This is a genomic window from Serinicoccus chungangensis (assembly GCF_001483745.1).
Taxonomy (GTDB): Bacteria; Actinomycetota; Actinomycetes; order Actinomycetales; family Dermatophilaceae; genus Ornithinicoccus; species Ornithinicoccus chungangensis_A.
In genome coordinates this window covers 163,684-186,151 of record NZ_LQBL01000002.1, presented here as the reverse complement: position 1 = coordinate 186,151, position 22,468 = coordinate 163,684, and the positions used below count along the sequence as shown (strand labels likewise).

The following is a 22,468-nucleotide window of genomic DNA, read 5'->3' as shown; positions in this document are numbered from 1 at the left end:
CGTAACCGCTGGTCAGCGTTCAGCCGTGGTCCTCCCCGGTGCGGCTGCGCAGCAACCGGCGCAGGGACTCCAGCCGCGCCGCACCGGCCGGCCCCGCGTGTCCCTCGTCCACCCAGGCGTCCAGCGCGCAGTCGGGCTCGTCGTGGCTGCAGCCCCGCGGGCAGCCCGAGGTCCCGGCGGCGAGGTCGTCGAAGTGCTCCACGAAGCTCGCCGGGTCGACGTGCCCGAGACCGAAGGAGCGCACTCCCGGGGTGTCGACCACCCACCCGCCCCCGGCCAGCTCCAGGGCGACGGCCGAGGTGGAGGTGTGCCGCCCCCGCCCGGTGACGGCGTTGACCACGCCGGTCGAGCGGGCCGCGTCGGGGACCAGGGCGTTGACCAGGGTCGACTTGCCGACCCCGGAGTGGCCGACGAGCACGCTGGTGCGACCGAGCAGGGCCGCGCGCACCCGCTCGAGGGCGGTCGGGTCGACCGCGTCGCCGCCCGCGCCGGGCACCGTCCCCGTGACCACGGAGGGCACGTCGAGCGCCGCGTAGTGCCGCAGGAAGGCGACCGGGGAGGCCAGGTCGGCCTTGGTGAGGACCAGCAGCGGGTCCAGGCCCGCGTCGTAGGCGGCGACCAGGCACCGGTCCACCATGCGTTCGCGCGGCTCGGGGTCGGCGAGGGCGGTGACGACCACCAGCTGGTCGGCGTTGGCGACGATGACGCGCTCCACGGTGTCGGAGTCGTCCGCGCTGCGGCGCAGCACCGTGCGCCGCTCCTCGACCCGGACGATCCTGGCCAGCGTGTCGGGTCGTCCGGAGGTGTCGCCCACCATGCCCACCCGGTCGCCGACCACGATGCGGCTGCGGCCCAGCTCGCGGGCCCGCATCGCGACCACCGTGCGGTCCGAGACCCGGACGGTGTACCGTCCCCGGTCCACCGCGGTCACCACCCCCAGGACGGCGTCCTCGTGGGCAGGGCGGTCCTTGGTCCGGGGCCGGGAGCCCTTGCGTGAGGGGCGCACGCGCACGTCCGACTCGTCGAGGTGGTCGTAGCGACCGCTCATGACGGGCTCATCCTGCGCCCACGCCGGCCGCGGGGCCCACCGCCCGCTCCCAGGCCAGGTCGAAGCCGGGGTAGGTCTTGCCCGCCGCCCCCGGGTCCTCGAGCACCACGCCGGGGACCACGGCCCCGACCACCGCTCCGAACATCACCATCCGGTGGTCGTGGTAGGTGCGCACGCGGGCGCCGACCAGGTCGCCGGGTCCGATGGCGAGGCCGTCGGGGAGCTCCTGCGCCCGCGCGCCCAGACGGCCCAGCTCCGCGGCCAGGGCGGCGAGACGGTCGGTCTCGTGACCGCGCAGGTGCGCCACCCCCCGCAGCCGGCTGGGGGAGTCGGCGAGGGCGCAGAGGGCGGCGACCACCGGGGTGAGCTCGCCGACCTCGGCCAGGTCGAGGTCCACGCCGGACAACCGACCACCAGGAGCGCCGGTCGCGAGCAGTCCCTCGGGGGTGGCCTCGGTGCGCGCGCCCACGGAGGCCAGGACCTCGCGCATCCGGTCGCCCGGCTGGGTGGTCCGCTCCGGCCAGCCCGGCACCAGGACCCGCCCCCCGGTGGCTGCGGCGAGGGCGAGGAAGGGGGCCGCGGAGGACAGGTCGGGCTCCACGGCCACGTCGAAGGCGCGGACCCGGCCGGGGGGGACCAGCCAGCTCCTCGGGTCGGGACGATCGACGTGGACGCCGACCTCGGCGAGGACGTCCAGGGTCATCTCGATGTGGGGCAGGCTCGGCAGCGCCGTCCCGGTGTGCTCGAGGCGGAGGCCGGCCGGGTACGCCGCTCCCGCCAGCAGCAGCGCCGAGACGAACTGCGAGCTGGCGGAGGCGTCGATGCGCACGTGCGGGGTCCGGCCCCCGGCGGCGCGCAGCGGGCCGACGACCTCGAAGGGCAAGGTCCCGGTCCCGGTCTCGCGGACGGCGACCCCGATGTCTGCGAGCGCCCGGAGCACCGGCCCCACGGGTCTGGCGCGGGCGCTCGGGTGCCCGTCGAAACGGACCGGCCCGTCGGCCAGGGCCGCCACCGGCGGCACGAACCGCATGACCGTGCCGGCCTGGCCGCAGTCCACGTCCACACCACCGCGGGGTCCTCCCTCCGGCGGCCGGACCACCCAGGCCTGCGGGTCCTGGTCGTCCACCTCCGCACCGAGGGCCCGCAGGGCCCCGACCATGCGCAGGGTGTCGTCGGAGCGCAGCGGGTGACGCAGGGTGCTCGGGCCGTCGGCCAGCAGCGCCAGCACCAACCAGCGGTTGGTCAGCGACTTGCTCCCCGGCACCCGCACCCGGGCATCGATCGGGCCGTCGGCGCAGGGCGCGGCCCAGGTCGGCGCATCGGTCATCGCAGGTGGCTCCTCGGCATGGTCTCGGTCCCGGTCGCGGTCAAACCTAGCGCCTTCGCCGTCGCCACGGACCTGCGGTGCTACCGTTCCCGCGTCGGTCGGTGGGTGCCGTCCCGCTCTTCCCGGACCAGGTCGAGCGGGCCCGCCCCGCCCCGACCGACGGACCTGTCCGACGCACACCCTGGCCGCACGAGGCCGAAGGACTGCCCGAGATGACTCGCTCCCCGGTGTCGACCCGTCGGTCCGTCCTCGGTGCGGCGGGCGTGCTGACTGCCATGCTGCTGTTCGCCGTCACGGTGGGGGCCGCGATCCACACCAGCGGGACGACCTTCGTCTGGTCGGTGAACATGATCAGCGACCTGGGAGACGGGGCGTGCCGTCCCCGGGACGGGCGGTGGATCTGCTCGCCGGGCTCGGCGGCGTTCAACGTCGGGCTGCTGCTGACGGGGGTGCTGCTCGGCGTCGCGGCCCTCTGCCTGACGGCCCGCTGGGGCCGCTGGCTCGCCGGCAGCGTGGCGGTCATGGGGCTGGGTCTGGTCGTCGCCGCGGTCTTCCCCGCGGGGGACACGGGGGCCGTGCACCTGGCGGGCGTCATCCTGGCCCTCGTCGTGCCGGCCGGCGGGCTGCTGCTGTCGGCCGTGCGCCCGGAGACGTCCTGGCTGCGGCGCGGGCGCCGGACCCGGGGCACGTTGGCCACGGTGGCGCTGCTCTTCTGCGCGGAGAACCGCATACCCCCCGCCCTGGTCCAGGAGGGCACGGGGCAGATCATCATCGTCTCCTGCCTGCTGCTCGCCCTGCTCGTGGAGTCGGTGCGCGTCCTGGCCACGCGATCCGGCTGAACCCGTCAGCCGGTCAGCCGGCGGAAGCGCGGCCACAGGGTCTGCCAGTCCGTCACCGGGCCCTCGCAGCGCAGCAGCGGCACGTGCACGAGCTGGGGGTGGACGACCGGGCCCGTCTCCAGGGTCCCTGCGGACCGGCAGGTGTCGAAGGCGTCGCGCTGCCGCACCGCGTCCTCGCCGACGAGCAGCACCAGGTCGCCGGCGGGAGGACCGAGGTCCCAGAGCGCGTTGTGCCCGGAGTGCACAGCCGCACGGTCCTCCGCGGTGCCGTAGCGGTGCACGGCGCCCGCCAGGGCGTAGGTGTCGACGACGACGTCCTCCCCGGCCCCGCGCAGGGAGGTGATCTGCTGGGCGTACCCGGGCCATCCCACCTGGTCGCGGATGGTCGGGTTGACCCGCGACAGCGCGGAGAGCCACGGCTCGGTGGGCGGGAGGAGCGGCAGGCAGACCAGGCAGGCGACGAGCCCGTTGGCGGCGACCACCCAGGAGCTCTTGCGCAGGCTCCACCGCCGCGCCGCCCCGGAGGTCACCCATCCCACGGCCAGGGCCGGCAGGAGGACCCCGACCGGGTAGTAGGGCTGCGAGGGGTTGGCGAGGGTCCAGAGGAGCACGACGACGAAGGTCGGCAGGAGGAAGCGCCCGGGACGGTCCGTCCGCCACGGCGCGAGCAGGGCGCCCCCCCAGACGAGCAGCAGCGGGGGTCCCACGAACAACGCCAGCGCGGGCAGCAGGGCGAGGCGGACCAGGTCCCCCTGCTGGTCGACGAGACCGCCGGAGACCTGCGTCATCGGCAGGCCGTGGACGAGCTGCAGCAGGACCTGCGGGGCGCCGAGCGCGACGAAGACGAGGGAGCCCAGGAGAGCGTCACGGGTGACCAGGAGGCTGCGCCGGGTCAGCAGCAGACCGACCAGCAGGGCCGCCGCGAGGACGACGACGAGCAGCTTGTTCCAGCACGCCAGTCCGGCGACCGTGCCCGCCCAGAGCAACCCGTGCGGGTGGCCCAGGGTCGCGCGCAGGACGCACAGGACGACGACCTGCCAGGCCAGCAGGTCGAGGGTCGACGTGGTGAACAGGTGCCCCATGATGAGCGGGTAGACGGTGAAGGCGTGCGCCCAGCCCGCCAGGCGCTGCACCTGCGGAGAAGCCCCCAGCGTGCGGGGGTAGAGGGTGGCCACGAAAGCCCCGGCGACCGCGGCCACGACCCCGGGCAGACGCTGCACCCACAGGTCGTCGCTGACCCTGCCCAGGGCCCATGTGACCCACACGGTCAGCGGTGGCTGGTCCTCGTACCACCAGCGCGGCGGCAGCATCCCGAAGTACAGCTCGTCCCAGTGCGGCCCGTATCGGGGTGCCACGGCGAGCAGCACCAGGGCCACCGCCAGCATGGGCGGCGCCGCCACCCGGAGCGGGCTGGGGTGGGCGTGGGCCGCAGCCCTCGACCTCACCGGCGCTCCGCGTGGGCCAGCCACTCCTCGACCTGCCGGACGGCGACCCCGCACCCGTCCTGGCCCTCGACCCGACGGGCGAGCTCGGCGGCACGGTGGTGCAGGGGCGCCGACATCGCCTCACCCAGCGCCCGCGTGAGCCGCCGGGTGGAGGCGGTCGTCCGGGGGACCGGGTGGGGCGCCACCCCCAGGAGGTGCAGCCGGCGACCCCAGTAGAACTGGTCGGCGAGGTGCGGCACGACGACCGACGGGGTGCCCGCCCGGACGGCGGCGCCCGTCGTGCCCGCTCCGCCGTGGTGCACGACGGCCCGCACCCGTCCGAACAGCTCGTCGTGCGGTTCCTGGGTGACCGCCAGCAGGTGCGGGTGCCCGCTGGTGTCCGCCCCCGCCACCTGGACGAGGGCGTGGACCCCGAGCCGGGCGCACACCTGCTCCAGGCGGTCCAGCAGGGCGTCGGGGTCGCGCTGGTGCATCGACCCGAAGCCGACGTAGATCCACTCGTGGCCGTCCTCCAGGGCCCTCGCGACCGGCGTCGAGACCGGTGCTGGGCGCTCCGGCGCGGTCCACCAGCCGGTCACGGTGCCGTGCGCCGGGCTGTCCGGGACGAGCTCGCGACTGAAGGCGAGCAGCGAGCCGTGCGTGGCGGTCGTCAGCGTCACGGGGTGGCGGGCGACCAGGTGGAGCCGACCGCGACGCCACCTGCCGTCCACGCCGCCCAGGTAGCGCTCGAGCCGGCGCAGCCCGTGCCGTGCCAGGCGTCGCAGCGGCCCGGGCAGCAGCCACGAGTAGGGGAGCAGGGGCATGGGCCCCCGCAGGTCGGCGTACTCCGGCCACATGTGGGCCCGCACCACCGGCACCGACCGGTCCAGGGCCTCGTGCACCGCGGCGATGGCGAAGGTGGACGCGACGAGCACGTCCGCACCGTCCAGGGCCTCCAGCGCGGGTCGGTGCGCGGAGTCGATGAAGTCCGCGAAGAGCTGCCGGGTGCGGCTCAGCTGCCGGGGGCTCCCGCGGCGCACGGCCCGGGCCGCGGGTCCGGCCAGCAGCTCCTCCGGGTCGCTGGACACCTCCGCCACCCGCAGACCGGGGTGGGCGCCGTCGACCAGCGTCCCGTGGGTCACGAGGGTGACCTCGTGCCCCTCCGACGCGAAGCGTCGGGCCAGGTGGGTGAAGGGCAGGACGTCACCTCTGCTGCCGATGGCGGCGACCACCACCCTCATCGTGCGGTCACCCGCCGATCACCTCTCCGCTGGCCGGATCGACCACCCCGACCAGCTCGGTGCTCGGCAGGGGCTCCACGAGGCCCGCGCCGTTGCTGCCGGCGTTGCCGACGGCACGGCTCACGGGCCAGGCGGTGAAGCGGCCCGGCACGTGCGCGGCCGCGACCATCGAGCGGACGTCGTCGGCGTCGGTGAGGTCGGGGTCCAGCCAGTCCTGCCACTGCTCCGGCTCCAGGGCCAGGGGCTGACGCTCGTGGATCCGGTCCAGACCCGGCTCCGCGGCCGTGGTGAGGACGGCGTAGGTCACCAGCCAGGCGTCCGCGCCGTCGGGGTCGCCCTGCGGGTTGCGCCAGAACTCGTAGAGGCCGGCCAGCGCCAGCGGTCGGCCGTCGGAGCGGGTCACGTAGAAGGGCTGCTTGCGGGGCCGGCCCCTGGTGTCGGTCGCGACCGGGCTGGCCTGCCACTCGTACCACCCGCTGATCGGCACGAGGGCGCGTCGGGCCAAGGCGGCGCGGGCGAAGGCCGGCTTGTCGAGCAGGGTCTCCTGGCGTGCGTTGATCATGCGCGCCCCGATCGAGGGATCCTTGGCCCAGGACGGCACGAGACCCCACGTGAGCAGCCGCAGCTGACGGACCGGCACCGGGCCGGTCTCCTCGGACGGTGCGCCGTCCGACGCGGCCCGGGGCGCGCGGGTCAGGACCACGGGGGCCTGCTTGCTGGGGGCCACGTTGTAGTCGGGCTCACCCGGTGGTGGCGTCTGGGGGTTCTTCAACAGGCTGAGCGACCCCTCCCCGGTGGCGTCGAGCTCGACGTCGTAGGCCTCGACGAGCTCGTCCGGCCGGGCGCTCGCGGCATACCGTCCGCACATCAGGTGCTCCGCGCTCTCACTGGCGGTAGGCGGACAGGAAGTTGCCCATCCGCTCCAGGGCCGCCCTCAGGTCCGCCCCCCAGGGGAGGGTCACGACGCGCAGGTGGTCGGGAGTGGGCCAGTTGAAGCCGGTGCCGTGCACGACGAGGATCTTCTCGCGCTCCAGGAGGTCGAGGCACAGCTGCACGTCGTCATGGATCTCGTGCACCTCCGGGTCGAGGCGGGGGAAGACGTAGAGGGCGCCCCGCGGCTCGACGCAGCTCACCCCCTCCATGGCGTTCAGCATGCCGGTCGCGATGTCGCGCTGCTCGGCGAGGCGCCCCCCCGGCGCGATGAGCTCCTCGATGCTCTGGTGTCCGGACACGGCCACCTGGATCGCGTGCTGGGCGGGGACGTTGGGGCACAGCCGGGTGGAGGCGAGCAGCTCGATGCCCTCCAGGAAACCCCGCGCGTGCGCGGTGGGCCCGGTGATGGCGACCCACCCGGCCCGGTAGCCCGCGACCCGGTAGGTCTTGGACAGGCCGTTGAAGGTGAGGCACAGCAGGTCGGGCGCCAACGAGGCGATCGACACGTGCCGGGCGTCGTCGTAGACGATGCGGTCGTAGATCTCGTCGGCGAGCAGCAGCAGGGAGTGCTCGCGCGCCAGCTCGGCGGCCTGCTCGAGCACCTCGCGCGAGTAGACCGCCCCCGTGGGGTTGTTCGGGTTGATGACGACCAGGGCCTTGGTGCGGGGCGTGATCTTGGCCCGGATGTCCTCCACCTGCGGGTTCCAGCCGTCCGTCTCGTCGCAGAGGTAGTGGCGGGGTATGCCGCCGGCCAGGCTGGTCGCAGCGGTCCACAGGGGGTAGTCCGGCGCCGGCACCAGCACCTCGTCCCCGGGGTCGAGGAGGGCGTTGAGCGTCATCATGATGAGCTCGGAGACGCCGTTGCCGAGGTAGACGTGGTCGACGTCGAGCGGCGGGAAGCCGGGCTCGTCCTGGTAGCGGGAGACGACCGCCCGACGGGCGGGCAGGATGCCCTTGGACTCCGAGTACCCCTGCGCGCCGGGCAGGGCCGCGATCATGTCCTGCAGGATGATGTCGGGCGCCTCGAAACCGAACGGCGCGGGGTTGCCGATGTTGAGCTTGAGGATGCGGTGCCCCTCGGCCTCCAGGGCCGCGGCCCGGGCCGCCACCGGTCCGCGGATCTCGTAGAGGACGTTCTGCAGCTTCGCCGGCTGGGTCAGCGGGCGGAGTCGGTCGGGGCGGGTGCTCGGGTTCACCCGGACATCGTCCCATCCCCCCTGCGCCGGACCGGCGGCCGGGAATGCGCGCGCCCGATCCCCACGTTGACCCCCCAGTTGCGATGACACTGCGGAGGAGACGAGAGTGCTGAGGACCACCACCGCTCCCGGTGAGGCGGCTGGCGACTTCGCCCTGGCGGGCCCGCACGGGCTAGGCTGGACGGCGATGAGTACTGACCAGCCGGCCGTCGAGGAGATCGACGCCCAGGCAGCGGCAGATGCGGCCGTCGACGTCGCGACCGAGAGCCCGCAGGACCGTTCGGCCCGCTTCGAGCGCGAGGCCATGCCGCTGCTGGACCAGATGTACAGCGCGGCTCTGCGGACCACCCGGAACCCGACCGACGCCGAGGACCTGGTGCAGGAGACCTACGCCAAGGCGTTCGCGGCCTTCCACCAGTACCGGCCGGGCACCAACCTGCGCGCCTGGATGTACCGCATCCTCACCAACTCCTACATCAACAGCTACCGCAAGAAGCAGCGTCAGCCGCTGCAGTCGGACGCGGCCGAGGTCGAGGACTACCAGCTGGCCCGGGCGGCCTCGCACACGTCCTCGGGGCTGCGTTCGGCCGAGGCGGAGGCGCTGGACCACCTGCCGGACAGCGACGTCACCCGGGCGCTGGCCAGCATCGGCGAGGACTTCCGGATGGCGGTGTACCTCGCCGACGTCGAGGGCTTCTCCTACAAGGAGATCGCCGACATCATGGACACCCCGATCGGCACCGTGATGTCCCGGTTGCACCGGGGCCGCAAGCAGCTGCGGGAGCTGTTGACCGACTACGCCGCGGAGCGCGGCATCACGCGCGCGGGGGAGGGGTCGTGATGGGCGAGCGCCCTCAGGGAGACGGCGAGGCCGTCGACTGCGCCGGCGTGCTGCTGCGGCTCTTCGAGTTCGTGGACAACGAGACCGGTCCGGTGGACCGCGCGCGCATCCAGGCGCACCTGGACGACTGCGGGTCCTGCCTGGCGGAGTACGACCGTGACCTGCTGCTCAAGGCGCTCGTCCGGCGGGCGTGCGCGCGCCAGAGCGCACCCCCGGAGCTGCGCAGCCAGATCCTCACCCGTATCACCAGCACCCAGGTCACCGTCGTCCGTCGGACCGAGACGTAGCCCCGCGACCCTGACCTGGCACCTGACGTGACGAGGGCCGCCCCGGTCGGGGCGGCCCTCGTTCGGTGCCGGCGCTCAGGCGTTCGGCTTGCGGCCGTGGTTGGCCGCCTTCTTCTTGCGGTCGCGGCGCTTGCGGGCTCGCTTGCTCATGTGGGTCCTCCCAACGATCGGTGACGGCACCCAGTGTCCCACAGGCGCCCCCGTGACCAGCCTCGTGTGACTGGCGTCACGGGTATGGTAAAGGTTTGTCCAATTTTGTCCGTCGCGGTCGTTCTCGACAGGACTGGCCTGTGACGCATGTGGCATATTGGGAGGTAGGCCGGAGGTCTCACCGGCTACCGCTCCTACCCGTCGGGAGCGTCTCTACGGAAGGACACCATCATGTTGCAGCTCATCACCGACTTCGTCACCTCGGGTGCCTTCAGCGCCCTGTTCAGCTTCATCGACGTCGTGCAGTGGAACGGCTGAGCCGACCCACTCACCGGACGAGGGGCGCGGATCGTAACGATCCGCGCCCCTCGTTCATGCCCGTGGCGTTGCTGGCGGGCTCTCTCATCCTTCTCGCGGCGGCGCTGGCCGCCCTCGGGGGGCTGCTCCGGGCGCCGGACCTGGGCGCCGGTGTGGGCGTGACGCTCCTCCTCATGGCCCTGGTGACCCTGGGGGTCCAGATCCACGAACGGGGGATGAGTCACTGGAGCGTGTCCGTCTCCACGGTCGTCCTGGCCGCCGCCATCCCCATCGCAGGCCCGGTGGGGACGACGGTGGCCGCGGGGCTTCCGTACCTCACCGACTTCCGCAGCCGCAACTGGCGCACCCGCTTCTTCAACTGCGGGATGACGGCGACCATGGGCGCCGCCGGGTCCCTCGTCTACCTGGTGACCGGGGGGGTGCTCGTGGACGAGATCCCCGACGGCCCCGGAGGTCTGCTGCTGCGGGTGGGGGGGCCGTTGCTCGTGGCCTACGTGGCGATGATCGGGGTCAACGTCCTGTGCATCGGCCTGGTGTCGGCGGTGAGCCGGGGGACCCGGGTGCTGCCCGTCGCGGAGTCCGTCCTGCGCAGCCTGGGCTGGGGGTACCTCTCGCACGCCGCCATCGGTTTCCTCTTCGTCGTCCTCTGGGGGCCGGTGGGTCTGGGGCCCGGGTCGGCCCTCTTCGTGCTCGGCCCGCTGCTCATCGCGCACTGGGCCATCGGCCGCGACGCGCTGGCCCGACGCGAGCACCAGGAGACCGTCACCACCTTCGTCGCCGCGCTGGAGGAGGCGGACCCCTCGTCCGTCGGCCACAGCGCCCGGGTGGCGGACCTGGCCGAGGCCCTCGCCGAGCAGCTCGGCGTCGGGGCCCCCGAGGCCGAAGACCTGCGCTACGCGGCCCTGCTGCACGACATCGGCATCATGGTGGTCCGTGCCGACCTGCCGACCGACCCGCAGGACGAGATCGCCTATCTCAGCGCCCTCAGCGCCCACCCCCTGGCGGGGGTCAACGTCCTCGAGGGCCTGGACTTCCTGGAGGACTCGCTGCCCGCTATCGCCCATCACCACGAGCGGTGGGACGGCCGCGGCTACCCGGCCGGCCTGCGCGCCGAGGAGATCCCGCTGGCGGCGCGCATCATCGCCGTGGCCGACGCCTTCGACGCCCTGACGGGCGCGCCGGCGGGCCGCGCGGTCAGCGCCCCCGAGGCGCTCCAGGAGCTGCGTCTGCGGGCCGGGAGCCACCTCGACCCGCAGGTCGTCGAGGCGCTGGACGGGGTGCTGGCCCGACCGGGCAGCCCGTGGCTCGGGGGCCGACGGTTGGCGTCCGGCAGCGGGCGGCTGCTGCCGGACCACGACCACCCCAGCATCAGCGACGCCTTCGCCGACTGGCAGCCCGAGTCGGCCGACCTGCTCTTCCCGGGTGCGGGTGAGACGCTGTGACCCTCACCTGGGGGACCGCACTGGTGGGGCTGGTGGTCATGGTGCTCAGCGAGATGTGGCGGCAGACCTCCTCCGGTCCCGGGCGCGACGCCCCCCTCTCCCAGGCCACGGCCATGGCCCTGGCCATGACGACGGCGTGGCCCGTCGCCTCGGGCGAGCCCGGGCACCTGCTCGGGATGGTCGGCCCCCTGCTGCTGACGACGGGTGCCGTCCTCCTCGCCGCAGTCTGGCGTCGACGTCTGCGCTCCACGCAGCGCGAGCTCCTGCGCCTCGGGACCTCCGTGATCGTGGCGGGCGTGCTCGTGCGCATCCCCGGCCCCGGAGGGGACACCCTGCTCGAGAGCGTCTGGCACGCCCAGGACGCGACCGTGCTCATCGCGGTCCTGCTCCTGCTGGTCGCCGTCCTCGCCGCCGCCGCCCCGCTGGTGTGGCGCGGCGTCCGCGCCTCCGCGCGCAGCCGGAGCATGGCCTGGGCCACCCTGAGCGGGGAGTTCGAGCGGCAGGGCCCGGTCTCGCTCGCCGGGGCCACCACCGCGGTCGTCATGGCCCTCGCGCTGACCGCGCTCGGCCCGCTGAGCCTGGTGCTCTTCCTCGTGCCGCTCCTGGTGCTGCAGCCCGCGGTCAACCGCCAGCGACGGATCCGCCGAGCCCAGCGGCAGACCATCTTCGCGCTCGCGCGCCTGCCGGAGGAGGCCGGGCTGGCGATGACGGGCCATGCCGCCCGGGTGGCCGAGCTGGCCGTGCCCATCGCCCGCGACATGGGGGTGGAGGCGGCCGACCTGCGCGACGTGGAGGCGGCCGCGCTGCTGCACGACATCGGCCAGGTGGGCCTGAGCCGGCCGGTCCCCGGTGGCGCCACGGTGGAGCTCTCGGCCCGCGACCAGCGGCAGATCGCCTCGACCGGCTCCTCGATCCTCGGGCGTACCGCCGAGCTGTCACGGTTGGCGTCCGTCGTCGCCGACGTCGGGCTCGCCCACCACCGCGCCGTCGAGCGCGGCGACGTGGCGCTGGCCTCCCGCATCGTCCGGGTGGCGTCGGCCTACGACGACCTCACCGGCCGGGGCACGCGGCTCGCCGGCAGCAGCGCTCCCGTCGAGGCGCTCGAGCGGCTCCTGCGCAGCACCCCGCACGAGTACGACCCGGAGGTCGTCCGCGTCCTCGTCCACCAGCTCGAGCGCCGGGGCTCGTTGTCCACCGGGCAGGCGGAGTCGTTGAGCCGTTGACCACCCGGCGGGGAGCACGACGAGGGCCGACCCGCCGCGGCGGCGGGTCGGCCCTCGTCGGTGCCGGAGGTCAGCCCTTCTTGGTCTCGGCGTAGATCTCCGCGATGCGCTCGATCTTGCCGAGCAGCTCGTCCGCGGTCGCCACGTCGAAGCTGCCCTTGGTGCCCGAGGCACCCGCGAGCTTGGTGGCCTCGTTGACGAGGACGTGCAGCTCGGGGAACTGCTCGAAGTGCGGCGGCTTGAAGTAGTCGGTCCACAGCACCCAGAGGTGGTGCTTGACCAGCTCGGAGCGCTGCTCCTTGATGATCATGGCCCGCATACGGAAGTCCGCGTCGTCGTTGTCCGCGACCTTCTCGCAGATCTTCTTGACGGACTCGGCCTCGATCCGCGCCTGGGCGGGGTCGTAGACGCCGCAGGGCAGGTCGCAGTGGGCGCTGACCTCGATGGTGGGGGCGAAGAACCTGGTGAACATCGGCCATCCTTTGCAGTAGGTCGGGAGGGGGACTCCAACACCCACCACGTTAGCCTGAGCGGGTGCTGCTCGCGATCGACACCGCCACCGGGTCCGTCGGTGCCGCCCTGCACGACGGCGAGGCGGTCCGTGCCGAGGTGGTCCGGCACGACGTCCGACGCCACGGGGAGCTGCTCGCCCCGGCGGTGGGCGAGGCCCTCGAGGAGGCGGGTCTGCGGATGAGCGAGGTGACCTCGGTCGTCTGCGGCGTGGGGCCCGGCCCGTTCACCGGTCTGCGGGTCGGCGTCGTCACCGCCCTCGTCCTGGCCCTGGGGCGCGGACTCCCCGCGCCTCAGGGCGTGTGCTCGCTCGACGCCCTGGCCCACGCGGCCCACCTCGGAGCAGCCGGCGCACCGGGCATACCCGGACCCGGGCTGCTGGTGGCGACCGACGCGCGTCGGCGCGAGGTCTACTGGGCCCGCTACGAGATGACCCCCTCCGGGGCCCGCCGGGTGGCGGGGCCGGCCGTGGGCCCCGCCTCGGGGCTGCCCGAGGACGTGCGGGTGCTGCCCACCGTGGGGCGCGGCGGGCTGCTCTACCCGCAGGCCCTCACGGGGCAGCTCGACGGTGGCCCCCTAGACGTCTCTCCCGGGGTCCTGGCCGACCTCGCCGTCCGCCTGCGCGACGGGACGCACCCGGACAGCGCCACCGGCCTGCTGCCTCCGGAGCCGCTCTACCTGCGTCGGCCGGACGCCGTGGAGACGAGGGCGCGGTGAGCGTGGTGTCCCCACCCGTGCCGCTGCGCCCCGCCACGTGGCGCGACATCCCCGCGATGCTGGCGGTGGAGCGAGCGGCCTTCCCGGACGAGCCCTGGGACGAGGCGGCCCTGTGGTCCGAGCTGGCGTCCCGGCCGCGGCGCGCCTACGTCGTCGCCGCCCGCGAGGGGCACGACGGTCTGGAGGGGTATGCCGGTCTGGACCTGGCCGGTGACGTCGCCGACGTCATGACCCTCGCCGTCCACCCCGGGTCCCGCGGGCGTGGTCTGGGGGCCCTGCTCCTGGGGCGCCTGCACGACCTGGCCCGGGAGGCGGGGGCCACGGGCGTCCTGCTCGAGGTCCGCAGCGGCAACGAGGTCGCGCGCCGTCTCTACGCCGCGCGCGGCTACCAGCTGGTGCGGACCCGGGAGCGGTACTACCGGTCCGGCGAGGACGCCCTCGTCCTGAGGAAGGAGCTCCTGCCGTGAACGGACCTCTCGTCCTGGGCATCGAGACCAGCTGCGACGAGACGGGCGTGGGCCTCGTCCGCGGCCGGACGCTGCTGTTCGACGCCATCGCGAGCAGCGTGGAGGAGCACGCACGGTTCGGCGGCGTGGTCCCCGAGGTGGCCAGCCGCGCCCACCTGGAGGCCATGGTCCCCACCATCGAGCGCGCCTGCCGCGAGGCCGGGGTACGCCTGGCCGACGTCGACGCCGTGTCGGTCACGGCCGGCCCCGGTCTGGCCGGTGCCCTGCTCGTCGGGGTGGCCTCCGCCAAGGCGCTCGCGCTCGCGCTCGGCGTGCCGCTCTACGGCGTCAACCACCTCGCGGCGCACGTGGCGGTCGACGTGGTCGAGCACGGGCCGCTGCCCGAACCGACCTTGGGGCTGCTGGTCAGCGGGGGCCACTCCAACCTGCTCCTCGTGCCGGACGTCACTGACGACATCCGTTCCCTCGGCGCCACCGTCGACGACGCGGCCGGCGAGGCCTTCGACAAGGTGGCCCGCGTCCTGGGGCTGCCCTTCCCCGGTGGCCCGCACATCGACCGGGTCGCCCGCGAGGGTGACCAGGTCGCCATCGACTTCCCCCGCGGGCTCACCTCCGGCCGGGACCTGCAGCGGCACCGCTTCGACTACTCCTTCTCCGGTCTCAAGACCGCGGTCGCCCGGTGGGTGCAGGCCCGCGAGGCGACCGGTCAGCCGGTGCCGGTCGCGGACGTCGCGGCCAGCTTCCAGGAGGCGGTCGTGGACGTCCTCACCCGCAAGGCGGTGCTGGCCTGCGCGGAGCACGGGGTCGACGACCTCCTCATCGGTGGCGGCGTGGCCGCCAACAGCCGCCTGCGGGCGCTGGCCCAGGAGCGGTGCGACGCCGCCGGCATCCGGCTGCGCGTCCCGCGCCCCGGTCTGTGCACCGACAACGGGGCCATGGTGGCCGCGCTGGGGGCGCAGATGGTGATGAAGGGCCGCCCCGAGTCCCGGCTCGACCTGCCGGCCGACTCCTCCCAGCCGGTCGAGCAGGTCCGGGCCTGAGCCGACGGACCCACGGCACGACCGGTCGGCAGACCGGACGACTTGGCCGGCGTGGGATCGAGGCGCACCATGGACCCTCGTGCGCGTCTTCTGGGCCCACCCGGCCCGCTCGGTGACCCTCGGTTTCGTCCTGGTGGTGCTCGTGGGGACAACGCTGCTCATGCTCCCCGTGTCCCGCGGACCGGGGGCGGAGGCCGACCTCTTGGTCGCGGCCTTCACCACCGTGTCCGCCACCTGCGTCACCGGCCTCATCACCGCCGACACCACGAGCTACTGGTCGCCGTTCGGCCAGGTGGTCCTGCTGGTGCTCATCCAGATCGGGGGGTTCGGGGTGATGACCCTCGCCACCCTCATCGCCCTCGTCGTCCGCGGCAAGCTGCGGCTCTCCACCTCGCTGGCGGCCCAGGCGGACACCCGCAGCCGGTCCCTGGGGGACGTCCGCGGCATCCTGCGCCGCATGCTGCAGCTGATGCTGGTCATCGAGGCGGTGACCTGGGCGGCACTCACGCTGCGCTTCCACCTCGGCTACGGCTACGACTGGCCGACCGCCCTCTGGCACGGCCTGTTCCACGCCGTGTCCGCGTTCAACAACGCCGGCTTCGCGCTCTACCAGGACAGCCTCATGGGCTTCGTCGGAGACCTGTGGATCATCGGGCCGATCTGCGCCGCGCTGGTCCTCGGCGGCCTGGGCTTCCCGGTCCTGCGCGAGCTCCTGCGCGGCCGGCGGCCTGGGACGTGGACCATCCACACCCGGCTCACCGTCTGGGGCTCGGCGGTCCTCATGGTCCTCGGGGTGACGGCGTTCTGGGCGTTCGAGGCGCAGCCGGGGGGCACGCTGGCCGAGCTGGGTCCGCGGGGGCAGCTCGTCGGCGCGCTCGGGGGCGGGCTGTTCCCGCGCACGGCCGGCTTCGACTCGGTCGACTACGCGGCGATCACCGACGAGACGGAGGCCATCACCATGGCCCTGATGTTCGTGGGAGGGGGGGAGCGCGGGGACCGCCGGTGGCATCAAGGTCACCACCTTCCTGCTCCTCGCCGCGGTCATCTGGTCCGAGGTGCGGGGAGAGCCCGACGTGGTCATCGGACGTCGGCGGGTGGGGATGCCGGTCGTCCGGCAGGCGCTCTCCGTGGTGCTGCTCGCGGTGGGGCTCGTCATCACGAGCACCATCACCCTGATGATCCTCACCGACCTGCCGCCGCTCGACCTGCGCTTCGAGGTCATCTCGGCGTTCGCCACCGTCGGCCTGTCCACGGGGATCACGGCCAGCCTCCCCCCGGCAGCGCAGCTGATCCTCATGGCGCTGATGTTCCTCGGCCGCCTCGGCCCCATCACCGTGGCCGCCGCCCTCGCCCTCAACACCCGCCACCGCCACTACCGACTCCCGGAGGAGAGACCCATTGTTGGCTAAGAGAAGGCGTCCCGCCGACAGCGGCGCCTACACCGTCCTCGTCGTCGGCCTCGGCCGGTTCGGCACCGCGGTCTGCGAGTCCCTGGTCTGTCAGGGCGTCGAGGTGCTGGCGATCGACACCGACGAGCGACGGGTGCAGAAGTACGCCGACGAGCTGACGCACACCGTCGTGACCGACGCCACGGACGGGGAGGCCATGCGCCAGCTCGGCGTCGGGTCGGTGCGCCGGGCGGTCGTGGCCATCGGCTCCGACATCGAGGCCAGCGTCCTGTCGGTCATCACGCTGCACGAGGCGGGGGTGGAGCGCATCTACGCCAAGGCGATCACCCGCAAGCACGGCAAGATCCTCACCAGCATCGGGGCTCACCACGTCATCTACCCGGAGTACGTCATGGGTCAGCGGGTGGCCCACATGGTCACCGACGGGGTCGCCGACTACCTGGAGTTCGACGACGAGTTCGCCATCGCCCGCTGCACGGCACCGGCCGAGACGTGGGGCCGGACCCTGGCCGACTCCGGGGTCCGCACCCGGCACACGATCACCGTGGTCGGGCTCAAGCGGCCGGGGGAGGAGTTCACGTATGCCGTCCCCGAGACCGTGGTCGAGGAGGGGGACGAGCTGGTGATCTCGGGGCGCATCGCCGACGTCGAGCGCTTCATCGCCCTGCCGCGGACCCCGCAGCGTCGGTCAGTGCTCGACCGCTGACGGCGACGGGGGCGCGAGCCGCTCCACGACGAGAGCGCGACCGGAGGCGCCGACGGTCGTCAGCACGAGGACGAGCTCGTCCCCGCCCCGCGCCCTCCTCGGCAGACGGAGGTCCCTGCGGAAGCCGTCGGGGTCGAGCCGGACCCCGCTCTTCTTCAGGGTGACGGGACCGGCCGGGTCGTGGTGGTGCCGCAGCCAGGCCCGCACCGCCGTGGCCCGCAGCGGCAGGACCTCCCGGACGGCGAACCAGCGCATCGCCGGGTGGTCGACGGCCGCGGCGGCGGTGACGTAGCCGGTCCCGGGCGCGGTCTCCCGCCCGTCGACCGCGGCGGCCAGGGACGGGGTCAGGCCGGCCGCCCGCACCGCGTCGTCGACCTCGGCCAGATGGCCGAGCAGCCCACCCGCGTCCGGCAGGGGCGCCGGCGGGTCGGGGGACTCGACGACCTCGTCCCAGACGGCTGTCGTCCCGGGCCCGGTGCGGCCGACCACGGCGCGCCGCCGGGGCGGCCCGGCTCCCCACCACAGGGCGCACTCGAGCAGGTCGCCGTCCAGGGACACCCACTCGGCGTCGGCGCCCGCCGGCACGTCGCCGGGGTCGAAGGAGGGGCCCAGCTTGGCGACGGTCGCGCGAGCCCGGCCCGCCACGCCCCTGACCTCCTCGAAGGAGGGCGACAGCCCCTCCAGCCCGCGCACCCGGCGGGTGCGCCCGCGGGCGTCCGCCACCCCGGTGACGCGCCGGGCCGGGTCCAGGAACGCCGCGTCGTCGGCCCCGACCGGCTGGGAGAGGGCGTCACCGGTCAGCACCCGGGCACCGGGCCACGGGGCGAGGTTGGCGCGGGCCGCAGCGGCCACCACCGGGTCCCGCTCGACGGCGGTCACCTCCAGCCCCTCCCGGGCGAAGGCGATGGCGTCGAGCCCGAGCCCGCACCCGAGGTCGAGCACGTGCCGGACCCCGGTCCCGGCCAGCCGCGCGGCCCGTCGGGTGGCCACCGCCGGACGAGTGGCCTGCTCCAGCCCGTCCTGCGTGAGCAGGAGGCGCTCGACCCCCGGGCCGAGCCGCTCCCGTCCCCGCGTCCGCAACCGGGACTGGGTCAGGGCGGCAGAGACCAGCTCCGGGTCGTGCCCGTCGGCGCGCAGCCGGGCCAGCAGCGAGAAGGTGTCCTGCTCGTCGTAGGGCGGCAGGGCGTCGAGCAGGCGGGCCCCGGGACCCTCGGCGAGCCGCCGCAGGAGGTCGGCGGCAGGATCGGCGGTCATCGCCCCATTCTGCGGCAGTAGATTGGGCGCATGCCCCGCGTCTTCAGCCGTAAGGTCCACCGCCTGGTGCGTCGTGGGCGCCGGCTGGCGGTCGGCGCCGCCGGCGTCGCCCTCGCCGGACAGCTCACGCTCGCCGCCGGGGTGGTGGCCGTGGACGCGGTCCGCAAGCGACGCGACCACGTGGACCGGGACGCCCCGGTCCAGGAGCCGGTGTCCACCACGGTCGAGGGGTCACGGGTGACGACGTACACCTACGGCCGGTACCTCTACGACGACATGATCGCCGCGATCGACGAGGCAGAGGACTACGTCTACCTCGCGTCCTACATCTGGAAGGCCGACGACGTCGGGCGAGCCTTCAAGGAGGCGGTCGTGCGGGCCGCGGACCGGGGCGTGCTCGTGTGCCTCGTCGTCGACGGCTTCGCCAACCTCGTCGTGCCACGGGAGTTCCTCCGCTTCCCGGACGGCGTGCACATGCTGCGCTTCCCCGTCCTGCGCACCGCCCTGCCCATCATCGACGTCCGCGCCTCCGGGCGGGACCACCGCAAGATCCTCGTGGTGGACGGGCGCGTGGGCTTCGTCGGCGGCTACAACATCGGTTCCCTCTACGCCACCAGCTGGCGGGACACCCACGTCCGGGTGGAGGGGCCGAGCGTCTGGGAGCTGCAGAACGCCTTCGCCGACTTCTGGAACCGGCACAAGGGGGCACGCCGCCCGAGGCTGCTCGACAGCGGGACCGTGGACTGGAAGACCTCCATCCGCGCGGCCCGCAACGAGCCCAGCCGGGTGGTCTACCCGGTGCGCGCCCTCTACCTGGACGCCATGGACCGGGCGGTGCACAGCATCTGGATCACCCAGGGCTACTTCATCCCCGACCGGGAGATCCTGCACGGGCTGCTCACCGCCGCCACCCGCGGGGTGGATGTGCGGGTGGTGCTGCCGGAGGCCTCCAACCACGTCCTGGCCGACGTCGTGGCCCAGTCCTACTACGAGACCCTGCTCGAGGGCGGCGTACGGATCTTCCTCTACCAGGACGTCATGGTCCACGCGAAGACCATGACCGTGGACGGCCGGTGGGCCACCATCGGCACGGCCAACATCGACCGGCTCTCCATGCAGGGCAACTACGAGATCAACCTCGAGATCGTCGACGAGGACCAGGCCGCCCACATGGAGGACATCTTCCGCGCCGACCTCGAGCGGTGCGAGGAGCTGACCCTCGAGACGTGGGCCCAGCGGGGCGTGGGGACCCGCGTCGTCGAGCGGGTGCTGCAGCCGCTGCAGGTCCTGCTGTAGGGGTGGCGTGCCCGGCCCGAGGCGGCCGGGTGCCGGGCGTGTTGGCACTCGGCTTGACCGAGTGCTAACCCGGTGCCTAGATTCGTCCCTAGCACTCTCGGCACGTCAGTGCCAGCCGCGAGAGCCGACCGACCCCCGCGACGGCGGTGGGTGATCGCGGGGGAGTGACGGCCAGCACAAGACCACCTGGCGAGCCGCACAGGCCCGTCACCTGAACGAGAAGGAAGGTAACCGTGTCGGTTTCCATCAAGCCGCTCGAGGACCGCATCGTCGTCAAGGCCGTCGAGGCCGAGCAGACCACGGCCTCCGGCCTGGTCATCCCGGACACCGCCAAGGAGAAGCCCCAGGAGGGCGAGGTCCTGGCGGTCGGTCCGGGTCGCATCGACGACAACGGCAACCGGGTCCCCATGGACGTCACCGTGGGTGACCGCGTCATCTACAGCAAGTACGGCGGCACCGAGGTGAAGTACTCCGGCGAGGAGTACCTCATCCTCTCGGCGCGCGACGTGCTCGCGATCGTCGGCTGACGACCGCTCCACCTCTCTCGACGCGTCGCCCCGGCCGCCCCTCGGGCGACCGGGGCGACGCGCATCCGGACGCACACCGCATACCTGCAAGAAAGGAGCTCTTTGCCCATGGCGAAGCAGCTGCAGTTCAACGACGACGCCCGCAAGGCGCTGGAGCGGGGCGTCGACGCCCTGGCCAACGCGGTCAAGGTGACGCTGGGCCCCAAGGGCCGCAACGTCGTCCTCGACAAGAAGTGGGGCGCCCCCACCATCACCAACGACGGCGTGACCATCGCCCGTGAGGTCGAGCTGGAGGACCCCTACGAGAACCTCGGCGCCCAGCTCGCCAAGGAGGTCGCGACCAAGACCAACGACATCGCCGGTGACGGCACGACGACGGCCACGGTGCTGGCCCAGGCCATGGTCAAGGAGGGGCTGCGCAACGTCGCCGCGGGTGCGGCGCCGTCCGGCCTCAAGCGGGGCATCGACGCCGCGGTGAGCGCCATCAACGACCGTCTCCTGGAGACCGCCCGCGAGCTCGAGGGTCGCGACGAGATCGCCCAGGTCGCCGGGCTGTCGGCCCAGGACCCGCAGATCGGCGAGCTCATCGCCGACGCCTTCGACAAGGTGGGCAAGGACGGGGTCATCACGGTCGAGGAGTCCTCCACGACCGCGATGGAGCTCGAGTTCACCGAGGGTATGCAGTTCGACAAGGGCTACCTCTCGCCGTACTTCGTGACCGACAGCGAGCGCATGGAGGCCGTCCTCGAGGACGCCTACGTGCTGCTGGTGCAGGGGAAGATCTCCAAGGTCGCCGACCTGCTGCCGCTGCTGGAGAAGGTCGTCGGCGAGAGCAAGCCGCTCATGATCATCGCCGAGGACGTCGAGGCCGAGGCGCTGTCGACCCTGGTCGTCAACAAGGTGCGCGGCACCTTCAACGCGGTCGCCGTCAAGGCCCCGGGCTTCGGTGACCGGCGCAAGGCGATGCTGCAGGACATGGCCATCCTCACCGGTGGCCAGGTCGTCGCCGAGGAGGTCGGCCTGTCGCTGGACTCCGTCGGCCTGGAGGTGCTGGGCACCGCCCGCCGCGTCGTGGCCACCAAGGACACCACGACCATCGTCGAGGGCAGCGGCGACGCGCAGGCGGTCTCCGACCGCGTCGCGCAGCTGCAGGCCGAGGCCGCGGCGACCGACTCCGACTGGGACCGCGAGAAGCTCCAGGAGCGGATCGCCAAGCTGGCCGGTGGCGTCTGCGTCATCAAGGTCGGAGCCCACACCGAGGTCGAGCTCAAGGAGAAGAAGCACCGCATCGAGGACGCCGTCTCGGCGACCCGGGCGGCCATCGAGGAGGGCATCGTCGCCGGCGGTGGCTCGGCGCTCGTGCACGCCGCCGGTGCCGCGCAGGAGCTCCAGCTGGACGGGGACGAGGCGGTCGGTGCCGCCATCGTGCGCAAGTCCGCCGCGGAGCCGCTGCGCTGGATCGCCGAGAACGCCGGCCTGCAGGGCTACGTCGCCACGACGCGCGTCGCGGAGATGAGCCCCGGTCAGGGTCTCAACGCCGCCACGGGCGAGTACGGCGACCTGTTCTCCGCCGGCGTCATCGACCCGGTCAAGGTCACCCGCTCGGCCCTGCGCAACGCCGCCTCCATCGCCTCCATGGTCCTGACCACGGACACCCTGGTCGTGGACAAGCCGGAGGACGACGAGGACGAGGGCCACGGCCACTCGCACTGAGCCCGACGCACGGGGGCCGCTCCGGCCTCCCGGCAGCACGACCACGCCCCTCCGGGTCCACCCGGAGGGGCGTGGTCGTCAGGAGGGGCGCGGCGTGGCCCGTGGAGGTGGGTGGGTCAGCGGCGGTGCGGGCGGGCGGCGTCGACCTGCTCGTAGTGGGCCACCCGCTCCTCCTCGGTCATGCCGCCCCAGACGCCGTAGGGCTCGCGCACGGCGAGGGCGTGGGTGCGGCACTGCTCCAGGACGGGACAGCTCGCGCAGACCTGCTTGGCACGCTCGTCGCGGCGGCGGCGTGCCGGACCGCGTTCCCCCTCGGGATGGAAGAAGACCTCGGGACTGGCGGTGCGACAGGCCCCCTCGAACTGCCACTCCCACAGATCTGCCACCGGTCCGGGCTGATGGGTGGCCTCGGCCACGCGTTTCCTCCTCTCGAGGGCGGTGCCCGATCCCGCCAGCCCGCCCCGTCAGGGGCCGCGAGCACCAGGGGTCCGGGCGTGACGAGTACCTCGTCGTCCCGTCACTCTACGTCGTGGACGGCGCGCGGCATAGCCGCGGGTGCC

Annotated in this window: 23 protein-coding genes and 1 pseudogene; 14 read left to right on the top strand and 10 right to left on the bottom strand. The window is 73.6% G+C overall.

Annotated features, from left to right (window positions below; genetic code table 11):
- Positions 1-19: 19 nt before the first annotated feature.
- Both rsgA and aroA read right to left on the bottom strand, forming a co-directional pair.
- Positions 20-1,048, bottom strand: a complete 1,029-nt coding sequence (rsgA, locus tag AVL62_RS01120; protein ID WP_058889846.1) for a ribosome small subunit-dependent GTPase A — start codon at positions 1,046-1,048, stop codon at positions 20-22.
- Between the two features lie 7 nt (positions 1,049-1,055).
- On the bottom strand, positions 1,056-2,375 hold the full coding sequence (gene aroA / locus AVL62_RS01115) for a 3-phosphoshikimate 1-carboxyvinyltransferase (protein WP_058889845.1): 1,320 nt from the start codon (positions 2,373-2,375) through the stop codon (positions 1,056-1,058).
- A 212-nt stretch (positions 2,376-2,587) separates the two neighbouring features.
- Between aroA and AVL62_RS01110 the strand changes: the two genes are divergently transcribed.
- Complete coding sequence (locus AVL62_RS01110) at positions 2,588-3,214, top strand: DUF998 domain-containing protein (protein WP_153011594.1); 627 nt, start codon at positions 2,588-2,590, stop codon at positions 3,212-3,214.
- 5 nt (positions 3,215-3,219) lie between these two features.
- On the opposite strand, the gene AVL62_RS01105 is transcribed toward AVL62_RS01110, so the two are convergent.
- From AVL62_RS01105 to AVL62_RS01090, 4 genes are read right to left on the bottom strand one after another with little or no spacing between them, the layout of a single operon-like run.
- Positions 3,220-4,659, bottom strand: a complete 1,440-nt coding sequence (locus tag AVL62_RS01105) for a glycosyltransferase family 39 protein (RefSeq protein WP_153011593.1) — start codon at positions 4,657-4,659, stop codon at positions 3,220-3,222.
- Positions 4,656-5,879, bottom strand: coding sequence for a glycosyltransferase (locus AVL62_RS01100; RefSeq protein WP_083518570.1), 1,224 nt, complete (start codon positions 5,877-5,879; stop codon positions 4,656-4,658). Before AVL62_RS01100 ends, AVL62_RS01105 begins: the two co-directional genes overlap by 4 nt.
- A 7-nt stretch (positions 5,880-5,886) precedes the next feature.
- Positions 5,887-6,747: an SOS response-associated peptidase gene (locus tag AVL62_RS01095; protein ID WP_058889841.1), complete on the bottom strand. Its 861-nt coding sequence runs from the start codon at positions 6,745-6,747 to the stop codon at positions 5,887-5,889.
- A 16-nt stretch (positions 6,748-6,763) separates the two neighbouring features.
- Entirely contained in the window at positions 6,764-8,008 is a 1,245-nt protein-coding gene (locus AVL62_RS01090; protein WP_058889840.1) for a pyridoxal phosphate-dependent aminotransferase, read from the bottom strand.
- 187 nt (positions 8,009-8,195) lie between these two features.
- On the opposite strand from AVL62_RS01090, the gene AVL62_RS01085 reads away from it, so the two are divergent.
- Together AVL62_RS01085 and rsrA are read left to right on the top strand one after the other, a co-directional pair.
- Positions 8,196-8,849 carry a sigma-70 family RNA polymerase sigma factor gene (locus tag AVL62_RS01085; protein ID WP_058889948.1) on the top strand — a complete coding sequence of 218 codons (654 nt, stop codon included), beginning with the start codon at positions 8,196-8,198 and terminating at the stop codon, positions 8,847-8,849.
- On the top strand, positions 8,849-9,136 hold the full coding sequence (gene rsrA, locus AVL62_RS01080; protein ID WP_058889839.1) for a mycothiol system anti-sigma-R factor: 288 nt from the start codon (positions 8,849-8,851) through the stop codon (positions 9,134-9,136). The genes AVL62_RS01085 and rsrA overlap by 1 nt, the downstream gene beginning before the upstream one ends.
- A 75-nt stretch (positions 9,137-9,211) precedes the next feature.
- Here rsrA and AVL62_RS18150 read toward each other — a convergent pair whose 3' ends face one another.
- Positions 9,212-9,286, bottom strand: a complete 75-nt coding sequence (locus AVL62_RS18150) for a 50S ribosomal protein bL37 (protein ID WP_373288732.1) — start codon at positions 9,284-9,286, stop codon at positions 9,212-9,214.
- 374 nt (positions 9,287-9,660) lie between these two features.
- On the opposite strand from AVL62_RS18150, the gene AVL62_RS01075 reads away from it, so the two are divergent.
- Both AVL62_RS01075 and AVL62_RS01070 read left to right on the top strand, forming a co-directional pair.
- Positions 9,661-11,046, top strand: a complete 1,386-nt coding sequence (locus AVL62_RS01075) for an HD-GYP domain-containing protein (RefSeq protein WP_058889838.1) — start codon at positions 9,661-9,663, stop codon at positions 11,044-11,046.
- On the top strand, positions 11,043-12,269 hold the full coding sequence (locus AVL62_RS01070; RefSeq protein ID WP_058889837.1) for an HD-GYP domain-containing protein: 1,227 nt from the start codon (positions 11,043-11,045) through the stop codon (positions 12,267-12,269). Before AVL62_RS01075 ends, AVL62_RS01070 begins: the two co-directional genes overlap by 4 nt.
- 70 nt (positions 12,270-12,339) lie before the next feature.
- Here AVL62_RS01070 and sodN read toward each other — a convergent pair whose 3' ends face one another.
- On the bottom strand, positions 12,340-12,741 hold the full coding sequence (sodN, locus tag AVL62_RS01065) for a superoxide dismutase, Ni (RefSeq protein ID WP_058889836.1): 402 nt from the start codon (positions 12,739-12,741) through the stop codon (positions 12,340-12,342).
- 62 nt (positions 12,742-12,803) lie between these two features.
- Here sodN and tsaB point away from each other — a divergent pair, with 62 nt between their 5' ends.
- The 6 genes and pseudogenes from tsaB (at position 12,804) to AVL62_RS01040 (ending at position 17,118) form a co-directional block, all read left to right on the top strand.
- Positions 12,804-13,496 carry a tRNA (adenosine(37)-N6)-threonylcarbamoyltransferase complex dimerization subunit type 1 TsaB gene (tsaB, locus tag AVL62_RS01060; protein WP_058889835.1) on the top strand — a complete coding sequence of 231 codons (693 nt, stop codon included), beginning with the start codon at positions 12,804-12,806 and terminating at the stop codon, positions 13,494-13,496.
- Positions 13,493-13,963, top strand: a complete 471-nt coding sequence (rimI, locus tag AVL62_RS01055) for a ribosomal protein S18-alanine N-acetyltransferase (RefSeq protein WP_058889834.1) — start codon at positions 13,493-13,495, stop codon at positions 13,961-13,963. Before tsaB ends, rimI begins: the two co-directional genes overlap by 4 nt.
- Positions 13,960-15,003, top strand: coding sequence for a tRNA (adenosine(37)-N6)-threonylcarbamoyltransferase complex transferase subunit TsaD (gene tsaD, locus AVL62_RS01050; protein ID WP_058889833.1), 1,044 nt, complete (start codon positions 13,960-13,962; stop codon positions 15,001-15,003). Before rimI ends, tsaD begins: the two co-directional genes overlap by 4 nt.
- Before the next feature lie 160 nt (positions 15,004-15,163).
- Positions 15,164-15,925: pseudogene (locus AVL62_RS17670) on the top strand (potassium transporter TrkG); the annotation flags it as partial.
- A gap of 85 nt (positions 15,926-16,010) precedes the next feature.
- On the top strand, positions 16,011-16,412 hold the full coding sequence (locus tag AVL62_RS17665) for a potassium transporter TrkG (RefSeq protein WP_327281204.1): 402 nt from the start codon (positions 16,011-16,013) through the stop codon (positions 16,410-16,412).
- Complete coding sequence (locus tag AVL62_RS01040) at positions 16,405-17,118, top strand: potassium channel family protein (RefSeq protein WP_058889832.1); 714 nt, start codon at positions 16,405-16,407, stop codon at positions 17,116-17,118. Before AVL62_RS17665 ends, AVL62_RS01040 begins: the two co-directional genes overlap by 8 nt.
- On the opposite strand, the gene AVL62_RS18015 is transcribed toward AVL62_RS01040, so the two are convergent.
- Positions 17,101-18,372: a class I SAM-dependent methyltransferase gene (locus AVL62_RS18015; protein ID WP_058889831.1), complete on the bottom strand. Its 1,272-nt coding sequence runs from the start codon at positions 18,370-18,372 to the stop codon at positions 17,101-17,103. The two genes, AVL62_RS01040 and AVL62_RS18015, sit on opposite strands and share 18 nt — an antisense overlap.
- Before the next feature lie 30 nt (positions 18,373-18,402).
- Between AVL62_RS18015 and AVL62_RS01030 the strand changes: the two genes are divergently transcribed.
- The 3 genes from AVL62_RS01030 (at position 18,403) to groL (ending at position 21,908) form a co-directional block, all read left to right on the top strand.
- Entirely contained in the window at positions 18,403-19,668 is a 1,266-nt protein-coding gene (locus tag AVL62_RS01030) for a phospholipase D-like domain-containing protein (protein WP_058889830.1), read from the top strand.
- 233 nt (positions 19,669-19,901) lie between these two features.
- The gene (gene groES, locus AVL62_RS01025; protein WP_058889829.1) at positions 19,902-20,195 is read left to right on the top strand and encodes a co-chaperone GroES; all 294 of its coding nucleotides are present in this window, start codon (positions 19,902-19,904) and stop codon (positions 20,193-20,195) included.
- Between the two features lie 108 nt (positions 20,196-20,303).
- The gene (gene groL / locus AVL62_RS01020) at positions 20,304-21,908 is read left to right on the top strand and encodes a chaperonin GroEL (RefSeq protein ID WP_058889828.1); all 1,605 of its coding nucleotides are present in this window, start codon (positions 20,304-20,306) and stop codon (positions 21,906-21,908) included.
- A gap of 116 nt (positions 21,909-22,024) precedes the next feature.
- On the opposite strand, the gene AVL62_RS01015 is transcribed toward groL, so the two are convergent.
- The gene (locus AVL62_RS01015; protein ID WP_058889827.1) at positions 22,025-22,324 is read right to left on the bottom strand and encodes a WhiB family transcriptional regulator; all 300 of its coding nucleotides are present in this window, start codon (positions 22,322-22,324) and stop codon (positions 22,025-22,027) included.
- Between the last annotated feature and the right edge of the window lie 144 nt (positions 22,325-22,468).